Raw genomic sequence first — 13431 nt, forward strand, 5'->3', positions numbered from 1 at the left:
CCGGGCCCGCCCCCCCCCCGCCCGCCCGGCGCCCCCCCCCCCCCCCGCGCGCCGGGCGGGGGGGCGGGGGCCCCCCCCGCGGCGCCCCGCGCCCCCCCGCGTCCACAGCTCTTCGACGGTACGGGCACCGGGGAAGCGTCCGCTCATCCCGATGAGCGCGTACTGCTCGGCGACCGGCACGGAGGACGGGGCGACGCTCTGCACGGCGGGGGCGTCGGGGTGCTGCGCCGGCGCGGCCTGCTGCGGCCCGGTCTGCTGCGGGACCGTGGTCGGTGCTGCTCCGGGGCCGGCCTGCTGGTCGGCGGGCTGCTGCGGGGCGGCGGGGGCCGCGCCGGCCGGCTGGGCCTGGGCGGGCGCCGGGTTCGCGGCGAATCGGCTGCCGGCGCCGCGGCGGGTACGGAGCCTGGCGGCGGGCCGGGTGGGGACCGGGTCGACGGCTGCCGGGGGCTGCTGGGCCGACTGAGTGGGCTCGGCCGGCTCGGCCGGGTGGGGCTGCTGGGCCGACTGGCCTGAGGGAGTCGGCTGAGCCGCCGGGGCGGTCGCCGGGGCCGAGGTCGGCCGGGTGTCCGGGGCCGCGGACGCGGGCTGCGCCGGGGCCTGAGTCTGGGCCTGGGGCTGGGCCTGGGGCTGGGCCTGGGGCTGGGGCTGGGCCTGGGCGATCCCGAAGTGGTCGGCCAGTAGGTCCGCGTGCCGGGTCAGCAGGAACTCGTGCAGCGTGTTCAGGGTGGAGTAGCTGAAGAAGACGTCCGGGGTGAGTTCGAGGCCGAACCGCTCGGAGAGCACGCCCGCGAACTCCACCAGCGTGATCGAGTCGAAGCCGAATTCCCGGAAGTTCTCGTCGCCGACCAGCTTGGCCACCGGAAGCAGCGTGATCTGGCTGACCACCTCCTTCAGCGCATGCCGCAGCTCGTCGCCGAGGTCGGGGCCGTCGACCGGAGCGGCGGGCGCCGCGGGCACGACGGGCACAGCAGGGGCCTCCGCAGCAGTCGAGGCCGCCGGAGCAGCCGCCGGCGCGGGCTCCGTCGCACCGATCCGCAGCGCAACCCGGATGCGCTCGCCCTTCCCGACCATCGCCAGATAGGTCACCCCGTCCTGGCCGAGCAGGTGCCGCAGCAGCGCGGTGCCCTCGGCCGGCTCCAGATAGCGCTGGCCGCTGGAGCGCAGGTAGAAGTCGCCGGCGTCGGCGTCGGGCAGGTTCATCCCGTCGCTGCGCCACAGCGGCCACGAGACGGCCAGCCGGCGCGGCCCGGCCGGCTGCTGGCGGGCCAGGTGCCGGGCGTGGGCGAGTTGGAAGCGGTTGCCCACCGCGTAGTCACAACTGCCGAAGTCACCGAGCACGGCGGCGCTCGACGAGAAGTAGCACACGAAGTCGGGGCCCTGGTCCGCGCCGGGCAGCGCCGCGGTCAGCGCGCGGTCAAGGGCCAGCGTGCCGGTCACCTTGGGCTCGATGACCCGGGCGAAGGTGGCCGCGTCCCGGGCGGCGATGCTGCCCTGCTGCTCGACGCCTGCGGCGTGCAGCACCCCGTCGATCCGCCCGAACTGGCCGGCCGCGGCCCGTACGGCCGCGGTCAGCGCGGCCTCGTCGGCCACGTCGGCCTGGAAGTAGCGCACGCCCGCCGCGCCGTCGGCGGTGAGCGCGGCCAGCTTCTCCTGCACCGCGGGGGTCTGTTCGGGGCGGCGCCCGAGCAGCACCAGGTTGGCCCGGTAGGTGCGGGCGAGCCAGCCGGCGAAGATCGTGCCGAGGCCGCCGGCGCCGCCGGTGATCAGGTACGTGCCGCCGGTGCGCAGCACCTCGCGGTCGGCCGCCTGCCGGGCCGCGACCGGCGTGATCCGCTGGACGTACCGGGCGCCCGCGGTGTGCAGCGCGCCGGTGGGCTCGGCCGCGGTGAGTTCGGTGGCGAGCAGGTCGGGCAGCTCGGTGCTGGCGACGGTGGCGCCGTCCAGGGCGAGCACGGTGACCTTGGCACCGGGGATGACCAGGCCGGTCGACCGCTCGAAGCCGAGCCAGGATTCGAGCGCGCACCGCTGCGCACCGTCCGCGTAGCTGCCGCCGAGCACGATCCGGGCGGGCGCGTGCCCGTCGCGGGCCGTCTCCTGGGCGACGGCCCGCAACAGGGCGCGCAGCGGGTCCGGGTCGTGCAGCAGGTCGGCGCGCGCGTCGGGTTCGGTGGCCCACAGGTGGGCGATCACCTCCAGCGGCCCGTGCTCGTCGGCGACGGCCCGCAGCAGGGTGCGGTGGGCGTCGTCGAGGTCGCCGCCGACCTCGTACCGGTCGGCGGCCAGCTTGCGGAAACCGCTGCCGCGACCGGCGAAGACCACGGTCAGACCCGGCTGGTCGGCCCGTAGCCGCTCGCGGACCGCCTGGTGCGCCCGCTCGTCGGTCAGGAAGACCAGGGCGGTGCGGTACCGGGGAGCTGGGGTCGCCGCGGTCGCGGGCGCCTCCTGCCAGTCCTCGGTGAACAGGTGCAGGTCCTCCGGCATGGTCACGTCCGGGTTGGTCAGCATGGCCCCTCATCTCTGTGGGCGAAACGGATTCCGGACAGGCGGACCAGCAGGCGGCCGTTCCTGTCGCGCAGGTCGAGGTCAAGGGCCTGGGGGGCGGCGCCGGCGGTGACGATCGCGTGGGCGTCCTCCAGGCACGGGGCGTGGAAGGTCACCTCGTCGATCGCGGCCAGCGCCACCGGTGTGTGCTGCCCGGTTACGGGCCAACCGGCGGCCACCTGGAGGGCCGCGGCCAGCAGCACGGGGTGGGCGCCGTAGCCGGCGGCGGTGGGCGCCGGGTCGGCAGCCGCGGGCAGGCGCAGCGCGGCCACCAGGTGCCGCTCACCGCGGTGGATCGCGGTCACTGCCCGGTAGCCGGCGCCGAGTTCGACCCCGGCCCGGCCGAGGGTGGCCAGCAGTTCGGCGGTGGCCTCGGGCGTCGGGCGGGTCTCGGCGTCGGGCAGCGGGGCGCTGGGCGCGCTGCCGGCCGGCGCTGCGATGACGGCCCGGCCCTGGCAGAAGACGCGCACGTCGTCGGTGGTCTGGGCGTGGCCAGCGGGGCGCTGGTAGCAGTCGAAGTCGACGAGCCCGTCGGGACCCTGCACCAGGGCGATGTCGACCGCCTGGCCCGTACCCGGACCGTGCCGGTAGCTCTCGTGCCAGGTCAGGTCGGTCAGCCGGACGCCGAGGTGGCCGGTGTCGTGGCCGTGGGCGAGGGCGACGGCCGCCCGGGCCGCCTCGATCCACGCCGCGTCGGGCAGGGTGGCCGCGCCGTGCACCAGGTGGTCACCGAGGAACGGCTCGCGCCCCGTCCAGCGGGTGGTGAAGCGCTCCTCATGGAAGTCGGAGACGTTCTCCTGGACCAGCGGGTGCAGTGCACGGACGGTGCCCGGCGCCCCCGGTACGGCCGGGTCGGCGGGCAGGTCGGCGCCGTGGTCGGGCTCCCCCGCCGTACGGGCGTCGGCGCGTGCGCCACCGTCCGGCAGCCGCTCGGCCCACAGGTCGAGCAGCGCCTTGGCGTGCTCACCGGCGGTCAACAGGCTGGCCACGAAGGCCCGTACGTCGCTCTCGTCCGCCGGCGCGTCCACGGCGCCCGCGGTGAACGCGGTGTCTGCGGAGCCCGTCGAACCGGCCGAGGCAGCCGGGCCCGGGACGCTCGCGCCGGTCAGGGCGGCGGCGAGGGTCCGGGGCGCAGCGGCAGCGGTGGTGTCGGGCCCACCGGCGCCGGCCCCGGTGCGGGGGGGGGCGGGGGCCGCGGGGGCGGGCGCGGGCGGCGCCGGGCGGTGGGTGGTGCGCAGGAACTCGGTGGTGGGCAGCGGCAGCGAGCGGCGCGGGGCGCCGGCGTAGAAGCGGGCCCAGTCGAGTTCGGCGCCGCCGAGCCACAGCTTCAGCAGCGGCTCGGCCAGCAGGTCGGCGAACGCCTGGTCACCGCCGATCACCACGTCGTCGGGGCCACTGTGCGCGGGCTCGCCGAGCCACACCGTGACCGTGGGCGGCGCGGCGGCCGCCGCGGCGGCCGGCGCGCTGGTCGCGGCCCAGGCCCGCAGTTGCTCGGCGTCCGCTGCCATCCCGGCCCGGGCCCGCAGCAGGGGGTAGTCCCCTTCATCCGTCAACTTGCCGGTACGCGAGGCCAGTTCGGCCGCAACCGCGGACCTGGCCTCCGCCCCTTCGGCCAGCAGCACCGGCAGGTGCTCGCGGCTGAGCACGCCGTCGGCAAGCAGTTCCAGCACCTCACGGGCGCGCGGCTCGCGCACCATCAGGTCGCGCGGCAGGCTCCACTTGCGGTCCACCAGGTCGAAGGCGTGCTGGGTGGCGAGCACCCGGAACACCTGTGCCGGCTGGTCGGCGACGGCCGGCGGCCCGCTCCAGTCGGCGCCCTCCAGCGGCAGCAGCCACTCGGTGCGCCCGCGCCACTGCAACTCCTGGTTCCAGGCGCGCAGATGGCCGCGGAAGGTGTGCTGCCCGTCGACCAGCAGCCGGGCCTTGGCCCATACCGCCGCGGTCTCCTCGCCGCTGAGTACGAGGCCGTCCAGGAGTTCGGCGAGGTACGCCGCGTCCAGCGGGTGGGTGGGGTGGAGGTGCCCGGTCAGCGGCTCGACGAAGGGCAGCCGCGGGGCGCGCGGCGCGGCGGCTGCACTCTGGCTGTGGGCGAGTTCCGCCACCGCCGACCAGTCGAGCGCGCCGATGGCCACCAGCGCCGGCCAGACGCCGGGCCCGTACGCCGTCACCTCGTCGGGGGCGAGTCCGATGCGCAGCAGGGCGCGTGCCGTGAGCAGCCCGAAGACGGCCGTGGACTGCGGACCGCGGTCGCCCTGGCGCAGGGTGCGCAGGGCGCGGGCCGCCGCGTCGGACTCGGCACCGAACTCCTCGGCCAGGTCGGCGTAGAGCGGTGCGGCCAGCAGGTCCCGCAGCCGCTGGCGGGTCGGCGGGCGCAGTTCGCCCACGGCCAGCCGCCACCTGCGCTCGGTGGGGACCGATGCGGCCGTGCCGGGCGCGGCGAGCAGCGCCGCGATCTCCTCGGCTCCGCTGACCAGGCCGCCGATGCGGACCGGTGCGTGCTGGCGGCCGACGGCCAGGGTGTGGCAGACGTCGACGGTGTGCCCGGCCGGTGCGTCGGCGGCCGGCGCGTGCGCGCGCCAGCGGTCGACCAGCAGGTCGAGCGACTCCTGGGAGCGGGCGGAGAGCAGGAACGGGTAGCGGGCGGCGGCGGGTTCGCGGCGCTGGCCCGCCCGCTTGTCCCCCGGTGCCGGGGCGCCGGCCGCGGAACTCGGCTCCCGGTACTCCTCCACGATCAGGTGCGAGTTCACGCCACCCATGCCGAACGAGCTGACGCCGGCCCGTAGCGCGGTGCCCGGCTCGTGCGGCTGCCAGTCGGCCGGTTCCCGGGTGATCTCGAAGGGGCTGTCGGCCAGCTTGATCAGCGGGTTGAGCGCGTCGATGTGGATGCTGGGCGGCACCCGGCGCTCGGCCATCATCATGAGCACCTTGATGAGCCCGGCGACGCCGGCCGCGGCCTCCAGGTGGCCGATGTTGGGCTTGACCGAGCCGAGGTGGCACCAGCCCTGGTCGGCGGAGGCGGCCCCGTACACCTGGCGCAGCGCCTCCACCTCGATGGGGTCGCCGAGCGAGGTGCCGGTGCCGTGCGCCTCGACGTAGGTGATGGTGCGCGGGTCGACGCCGGCACGGTCCAGGGCGGTGGCGATGACCTCGCGCTGCGACTCGACGGTGGGGGCGGTGATGGTGGCCCGGCTGCCGCCGTGGTTGACGGCGGAGCCGGTCAGTACGCCGTAGACGTGGTCGCCGTCGCGTACCGCGTCCTCCAGGCGGCGCAGCAGCACCATGCCCACGCCGTCGCCCGGCACGTAGCCGTCGGCGTCCTGCGCGAAGGTGCGGCACAGGCCGCGCGGACTGAGCATCCGGGCCTTGGAGAAGGAGATGTACTTCCACGGGTGGAGGTTCAGGCTCACGCCGCCGGCCAGTGCGAAGTCGACCTCGCCGCCCTGGAGGGCGTTGATCGCCAGGTGCACGGTGACCAGCGAGGCGGCGCAGGCCGCGTCCACCGAGACGCTGGGCCCACGCAGCCCGAGGGTGTGCGAGAGCCGGTTGGCCATCAGCCCGTCGTAGCCGCCGAGCGCGGAGTGGCTCTGGACGGAGCCGCTGTCCTTGGCCGCTTCCTGGAGGTGGTCGCGGGCCATGGCGCCGACGTAGACGGCGGTGCGTGCGGCGCGCAGCGCGTCCAGCGAGGTGCCCGCGTCCTCCACGCAGTGCCAGGTCTCTTCGAGGAGCAGCCGCTGCTGCGGGTCCATCACCGCGGCCTCGCGCGGGGAGACCTTGAAGAAGTCGTGGTCGAAGTCGTACGGATGGGCCACCTGGGCGCACCACTTGCTGGCGGTCTTGCCCGGCTTGGTGACGTCGGGCGAGTAGTACCGCTCGGGGTCCCAGCGCTCGGGCGAGATCTCACTGGGCGAGCTGTGTCCTGCGAGCAGGTTGGCGATGTACTCGCGGTGGTCGCGGGCGTCGGGCAGCCGGCAGCCGATGCCGGTGACGGCGATGGCCACGGCGGGGCCGCCGGACGCCGGTCTCGGCCCGTCGGCGGTGCTGTCGGCGACAGCGATGTCCGTGGTGCTCACGGTGTCCGTGCTACCCGTGGCGCCGGTCGTCGTGGTTCGGGAGGGGCGCATGGTCAGGCCGCTGCCTCTCCGGCCGCTGCCCGCCGGGCCGCGGGCCGTTCGGCGACGGGTCGGCCGGCCGTCAAAGGCCCTGCCTGGGTGCCGGTGGCCGCGCCCCGGCCGGGGCCGGTGGCCCGCGGTGGCCGCGGTGCGCGGGGCCGGTGGGGGTGCGCCGGCGAACCGGCCGCGGGGCCGGACTTGGCGGAGGTGATCCTCATGCTGCTCCCTCATCCGCACGCGCGGTGCCGTGCGGGCTGCGCTGTTCCCAGGGGTAGACGCCGTCTTCGACGAAGCGAGTGATGCGCTGGAGGTTCTGCGGGTCGGAGAAGATCTCCAGGTTCGCGGCGATGGCCGCCTCCCGGTGCCGTCCGACCGGGGCGATCTCGGTGCTCATGAACCGCTTGTAGCGGGCGATCCCGTCGCCGGCGAGCTTGCTCATCCGCCCGAGGTGCTGGGCGAGCAGCGGGCCGCTGCGCTCGGCGCAGCAGTCGACGAGCCCCCAGTCGGCGGCCTGCTGGGCGCCGATCGGACGGGTCGTCAGCGTCAGGTAGTTGGCCCGCTGGAAGCCGACGCGCCGGGTCAGGAACGGCATGACCATCGCCGGGTAGAGCCCGAACAGCAGCTCGGAGAGGCCGAAGGTGGCGCTGGTGTCGGCGATGACGACGTCGCTGGCGGCCACGAAGCCGACCCCGCCGGCGTTCGCCTTCCCCCGTACGTGGGAGAGGGTGATGTACGGGCCCGTCGCCATCCGCAGCCACAGGTCGAACAGGGGCGCCGGGTCGTACTCACCGGTGCCCGCAGCGGGCTCCCGCCCCGGCTCGGGCGCGAAGTCGCCGAAGTCGGCCCCGACGCAGAACGCCTCGGGCGAGCCCTCGAAGACGACGAGGGTGACGCCGTCCCGCTCGCAGGAGTCGAGGAGTTCGTGGAGCTCGCGGACCATCGCGTCGGTGATGGCGTTCTCGCGCTCGGGCCGGTCGAACTGCACCCGGCACACCTGGCCCTGGCGCCGTACCCGGATCGTGTCGTGGTTCATTCAGGCCGTTCCCACCGCGGACAGTCTTCGGTCCATCAGGGCGGCGGCCTCGTCCAGCACCCGGAGGTTGATGTCGGCGACGTGCCGGCGGCGCCAGTCCTCCCAGTCGGTGCCCTTGACCCACTGGTTGAACGCGCCGAGCGCGGGCCCGCACTGCACCTGGAAGTCCACCCGGCCCTCGTCGGCGCCGCTGAGCGCCTGGCGGGTGGCGTGCGCGAAGTACCACTTGAAGACCAGGGCCATCTTGTGCTTCGGGTCCTGCTCGGCCTTGTCGATCTCGCGCTGCGGGTGGTGCGCGCGGACCTCGGCGTACACGGCGTCGAAGCTGCGCTTGAAGTACCGGGTCTGGAGCTGTTCGGCGGTGCCGGGGTCGATCTGGTCGAGCGAGTCGTACCGCTTGTACAGCTCGTAGAGCTTGTTGGCGCGGGCCGGGAAGAGCACGCCGCGCTTGAGGACCTGGATGCGGGCGCCGTACTCGAACATGTCGCCGGCGGGGGCGTATCCGGTGTCCTGGATGTTGATGTCCTGGAGGAGGTCCTTGACCTGCTCGCTGGTGCCGGCCTCCACCGTGCACTGGTTGATGGAGCCGGTGGTGACGAAGTCGGCGCCCATCAGGAAGCAGGCAGCCGCGGCGTCCGGGGTGCCGATGCCGCCGGCGGCACCGAGCCGTACCCGCTGCCGGTAGCCGTGTTGGGCGGCGACGTCGTCGCGCAGCCGGCGCATGGCGGGCATCAGCGCGAGCGCCACGCCCTGGTCGGTGTGGCCGCCGGAGTCGGCCTCCAGGCAGAGGTCGTCGGCGACGGGCAGCTCCCGGGCGAGCGCCGCCTCCTCCGCCGTGATGCGTCCCTGGGTGAGGAGTTGCTCGACGATACGGGCCGGCGCCGGGCTCAGGAACGCCTTGGCGACCTCGGGGCGGGAGACCTTGGCGATGATGCGACCGCGCGGTACGACGTGTCCTGCCGGGTCGCGGCGGAGCCCGGTGAGCCGGTACCTGACCAATGCCGGGGTCATGGTGATGAAGGCGGAAGCCTCCAGGGTGCGGATGTCGTGGCGCAGGTAGAGGTCGACGAGGGCGTCCTCGCGCTCCGGGTGCCCGGGGTCGTGGACGATGTTGAGGCCGTACGCCTCGCCGCCGGTCAAGTGCTGCTTGAGGTAGCGGATGTCGGCCTCGACCTGATCGGGGCGCTGGCCCGCGGTGCCGAGGAAGCCGAGCATGCCGGCGCGGCCGACGGCGACGACGAGTTGCGGCGAGGCGATGCCGCGGTACATGCCACCGGTCAGGCAGGCGTAGCGCAGTCCGTAGTCGCGCTTGAAGCTGACGCTGCCGAGGTCGGTGGCGAGGATCGCGGCCCGACCGGCGGCGGCCGGCTGCGCCACCGGCGCGGGGGCCCGGGTGGCGGCGGGCGCCGGGGCCTGGCTGGCGGGCGGGGTGGGGCGCGCGGCGGCGGGCTGCGGCGTGGCCGGGGCGGCGGGGGCCGGGGCGGCGGCGTACCCCGGGATCGCGGCGGTGGCCTGCGCGGTCACCCGCGGCGGCAACGGCTCTTCCTCGTTGTCGGCGACGATCAGCGGTTCGGCGTTGCGCCGGATGTTCCGCACCAGGCTGGTGAGTACGTGCCCCGGGCCGAGCTGGAGGAACTCCTCCTCCTGACGCCCCATCAGGTAGCGGATGCTCTCGCTCCAGCGCACGGTGGAGGAGATCTGCGAGACCAACGTGTCGACGACCAGGTCGCTGCGGTACGGGCGGGCGGTGACGTTGGCGATGACGGGGGTCTTGGGGGCGTGCACCGCGAAGCCGCCGACGTAGGCGGCGAACTCCTGCTGGGCGGCTGCCATGTACGGGGAGTGGAAGGCGCCGCTGACCTGGAGGACGGTGTACATCCTGGCCTTGGCCTCGTCGAAGACGGGCTTGGCTCGTTCGACGTCCTCGCGCAGGCCGGATATGACTATCTGTGACGGCGAGTTGAGGTTCGCCACCGCGATCGACTCGAAGCCGTTGACCGTCAGGAGGTCGCGCACCTCCTTCTCCTCAAGTCCGCCGACGGCGGCCATGCCGCCACCACGTGCCTGTTCCATCAACTCGCCCCGCTTCTTCACCAACTGCAAGCCGGTGGCAAAGTCGAAGGCCTCGGCGGCCAAGAGCGCGTTGTACTCGCCCAGGCTGTGTCCGGCCACGTAGTCGGGCCGCGGCTTACCCTCAGCCAACAACCGGTAGTAGCTCAGTGCATTGACGACGTAGAGGGCGGGCTGTGTGAACTGGGTGAGGTTCAAACGCTCATCCGGGTCTTCCAGACACAGCGTGCGGATGGAATAGCCAAGGATCTCGTCGGCGATGCCGGTCAGCTCTTTGAAATCGTCGAAGAGTTCGGCGCCCATGCCGATTTTCTGGGACCCCTGCCCCGGGAAGAGATAAGCCACCATGATGGGTTCTCCGTCCTTTCACACGCCCATGGGAAGCCGAAATACCCGCCCCGCTCGGGCGATGTTCAAATACCGCCCGTTAGCAGCGCATAACTCATTGCCAATCACCGCAAGGCAGCGTCGCTCACAACTCACCGCCATTCGCGACTTAAGGAAGCCGCGGACACCAATGCCGGCCCGTGGTGGGGCCGTTCAGAGCGCGCGAGTGAGCACCCGGTCGCCGACCGCGACGAGGCGGTGGCCGGACAGCAGATGTCCCTGGTGACCAAGGGATGGACGGGCGCAGTGGCGGTTGGTGCGCGGCCCGCGGGCACCCCCCACCCGACGGGGCACAGATGTCCACCCCTTGAGATGCAACGGAACGGCGCCGCGCCGGCGCATACCGGTCAGACCCATGATCGCTTCCCCCGATGAACTTTCAGAATTTCACACACGGGCGCCACGGGAGTGGTAGTCAGGCAAGTACGAGCGATGCGGGCGACCGCGTCATCTTGCAGGCGAACCCGCCCACTTGATGCACGCAGCAGCAGCCATCATCCCCAACACCCCGACACGCCCCCGAAACAGCCGCGCGTCATTTCACCCCACCAAACCCACCCAACGCAACTCGATGACGGCCGGTTACTGGATTGACATCGAGCTGTCACGCTTTCAGGTTCAATGAGAACGCCTTGACCTTACATCCAGCCAGGCGCCGCCAAAAAGGGGGGAATCGCAGGTTCCACTTCAGCGGCGGCATGAGTCACCGATCCAACCACCGCCGTAAATGTCCAGAATAGTCGAGAAATGACCGGGAGCGTTGACCCGTAAACTCGCCCTCATATAGTGTCCGTTCGGCCATTCGCGCGGGAACTGAACCCACCCGTTCACCCGCACGACATTTTGTGAAATGAAAAAGAAAAGTAATCGGGGGATAATACGTGGGCAACACGGTCTACCTGCTCGGCGGCCAGGGTTCGCAGTACTTCGGTATGGCATCCGCCCTGTATCAGGAGAGCGCCGAGTTCCGACGCAGCATGGACGAGTTGGATGCGGTGTGTTCCAGCCGATTCGGACACTCCGTCACCGACTATCTCTATGACCCGGCCCGCACCCTCTCCGACCCGTGCGACGATCTGGCCAGGTCCAACGCCGCGATCTTCATGATCGAATATTCGCTGAGCGAGCTACTCCGCTCGGAGGGCATCACTCCGGATGTTCTGGTGGGCTCCAGCCTCGGCGAGTTCAGCGCCATGGCGATCGCCGGATACGTACCGGCGGAAACCGCGCTCGGCTTCGTGGTCGAGATGGCGCACCTGCTGAAGGACTCCATGAAGCCGGGCGGCATGGTGGCCGTGCTCGGCGACCCGCGGCTGTACGAGGAGCTGCCCGCACTGCACCAGCACACCGAGATGGCGTCGATCAACCACGCCAACCACTTCGTGCTGAGCGGCGAGGCGCACGGGCTGCGCATCGCCACCGACCTCCTCAAGGACCGCGGCCTGATCACCGTGACGCTGCCGGTGCGGTACGCCTTCCACTCCTCCGCCCTGGACGGGCTGCGCGAGCGCATCGTCGAGGCGGCGGCCTCCCTGGTCTTCGACGCGACTCCCACCGTCGACACCGCCCGCCCGCTGCTGATCTCCTCCACCACGGCCGACGCGGTCAAGGGGTGGCAAGCGGAGGACTGCTGGCACACGCTGCGCAAGCCGATCGCCTTCACCGAGGCGCTGTCCGCCGTGCCCGGGGCGACCGAGGCCAACTTCATCGACCTGACGCCGTCCTCCACACTGGCGGCCATCATGAAGAACAGCCACCCGGCGCTGCGCACCTACCCGGTCATCACCCCCTTCGGCACCGAGCCGGCCCGGCTCGCCACCGTCCGGGCGGACCTGCTGTCATGAGCCCGGGCAGCGGTGTCGTCATCACCGGGCTCGGAGTGCAGTGCGCGCTCGGCGGCGGCCTCGACGAGTTCACCGCCGCCCTGCGTACGGGCGAGAGTCGGGTCACCTTCGAGCCGCCGGCGGACGGGCTGCCGGCCACCCTGGGCGTCGCGGGCCGCCCACGCCACTCCCCCACCGACGTGTTCGAAGCTCAACTTTCCACGGTCGTACCGGAGTTGCGCGATCGGCTACGCCCGCTGCTGCGACGCGCCACCCGCACCAAGCAGTACGCGCTCCTCGCCGCGGTCCAGGCGTGGTCGCAGGCAGAGCTACCGGCCGACGTCGACGGCGCCCGCACCGGTCTGGTGATCGCCGGCGGCAACCAGGCGCACGAGCTGTACCAGGAGATGGGCCGCAAGTTCGAGCGCGCCCCCTCGTTCGTACGGCCGAGCTACGCCGTGGACCTGTGGGACACCGATCTGCTCGGCACCGCGAGCGAACTGTTCGGCGTACTGGGCGAGGGGCTGTCCACCGGCGGCGCGTCGGCCGCCGGCAACGTCGGGCTGGTCACGGCCCTGCGCATGGTCAGGGCCGGGTACGTGGACGCGTGCCTGGTCATCGCCCCGATGACGGAGCTGTCCGCGGTCGAACGGATGGCATTCTTCAACCTCGGCGCGCTCGGGGCCAAGGAGCAGCAGGACCCGGCGTCCGAACGCAGCCGCCCCTTCGACACCGGGCACGACGGCTTCATCTACGGCGAGGGCGCGGCGGCCCTGCTCCTTGAGTCAACCGCGCACGCAGCCGCCCGCGGCGCACAGCCACTGGCCCAACTCCTGGGCGGAGCCGTGCTGTTGCACGGAAGCCGCACCTCGGCACCCTCCCTCGCGGGGGAGGTCCGGGTGATGCGCGCCGCGCTGGCCGACGCCGGTCTCGCCCCCGCCGATGTGGAGTACGTGAACGCGCACGCCACCTCGACGCCGCAGGGTGATGTGGCCGAGGCCGAGGCGCTTCGGGAGGTGTTCGGCGACCGGGCGGGTGAGCCCTGGGTCAATGCCACCAAGTCGCTGACCGGCCACTGCCTGGGCGCCGCGGCGGCCATCGAGGCGGTGGCCTGCGTACAGCAGTTGCGGCTCGGCTTCATCCACCCGAACGCCAACCTCAAGGCCCCCATCCCCGCCGCGGCACCCCTGCGGCTGGCCCCCGAACACGAGGTACCGGCCGAGCCCCGGTACGCGCTCAGCAATGCGTTCGGCTTCGGCGGCATCAACACCTCGGTGGTCTTCGGCCGGGCCTAACCCTGCGACCCGCAGCGGGCGCGGGGCGCGATGGCCGTCTCGCCCGGGTTGGTGGGGGGGGGGGGGGGGCGCCGGGGGGGGGGCCCCCCCCCCCCCCGGGGGGGGGGGCCCCCCGGCCCCCCCCCCCCCCCCCCCCCCCCCGCGCGCCGGCGGGGGGCGGGCGCCCCCCCCCC

The 13431-nt window shown here is 73.2% G+C and carries 6 protein-coding genes; 2 read left to right on the plus strand and 4 right to left on the minus strand.

What is annotated here, in order from left to right; all coding sequences use genetic code 11:
• From AAHZ94_RS15685 to fabD, 4 genes are all read right to left on the minus strand, one after another.
• The coding region (locus AAHZ94_RS15685; protein WP_349993495.1) for a beta-ketoacyl reductase at positions 1–2505 on the minus strand (2505 nt) is incomplete at its 3' end.
• Entirely contained in the window at positions 2499–6611 is a 4113-nt protein-coding gene (locus AAHZ94_RS15690) for a beta-ketoacyl synthase N-terminal-like domain-containing protein (protein ID WP_349993496.1), read from the minus strand. The genes AAHZ94_RS15690 and AAHZ94_RS15685, both read right to left, overlap by 7 nt.
• 253 nt (positions 6612–6864) lie before the next feature.
• Complete coding sequence (locus tag AAHZ94_RS15695; protein WP_349993497.1) at positions 6865–7683, minus strand: enoyl-CoA hydratase/isomerase; 819 nt, start codon at positions 7681–7683, stop codon at positions 6865–6867.
• Positions 7684–10101, minus strand: a complete 2418-nt coding sequence (fabD, locus tag AAHZ94_RS15700; RefSeq protein ID WP_349993498.1) for an ACP S-malonyltransferase — start codon at positions 10099–10101, stop codon at positions 7684–7686. It lies immediately after the preceding gene.
• 920 nt (positions 10102–11021) lie between these two features.
• Between fabD and AAHZ94_RS15705 the strand changes: the two genes are divergently transcribed.
• Entirely contained in the window at positions 11022–11984 is a 963-nt protein-coding gene (locus AAHZ94_RS15705; RefSeq protein WP_349993499.1) for an acyltransferase domain-containing protein, read from the plus strand.
• Positions 11981–13258, plus strand: coding sequence for a beta-ketoacyl synthase N-terminal-like domain-containing protein (locus AAHZ94_RS15710; protein WP_349993500.1), 1278 nt, complete (start codon positions 11981–11983; stop codon positions 13256–13258). The genes AAHZ94_RS15705 and AAHZ94_RS15710 overlap by 4 nt, the downstream gene beginning before the upstream one ends.
• Positions 13259–13431: the final 173 nt, after the last annotated feature.

Origin of the sequence: Streptomyces sp. HSW2009 (genome assembly GCF_040240285.1) — a bacterium.
Taxonomy (GTDB): domain Bacteria; phylum Actinomycetota; class Actinomycetes; order Streptomycetales; family Streptomycetaceae; genus Streptomyces.

Coding starts and splice junctions, on each gene's coding strand:
- AAHZ94_RS15695 (WP_349993497.1), bottom strand. CDS start 7,683: ATGAACCACGACACGATCCGGGTACGGCGCCAGGGCCAGGTGTGCCGG.
- fabD (WP_349993498.1), bottom strand. CDS start 10,101: ATGGTGGCTTATCTCTTCCCGGGGCAGGGGTCCCAGAAAATCGGCATG.
- AAHZ94_RS15710 (WP_349993500.1), top strand. CDS start 11,981: ATGAGCCCGGGCAGCGGTGTCGTCATCACCGGGCTCGGAGTGCAGTGC.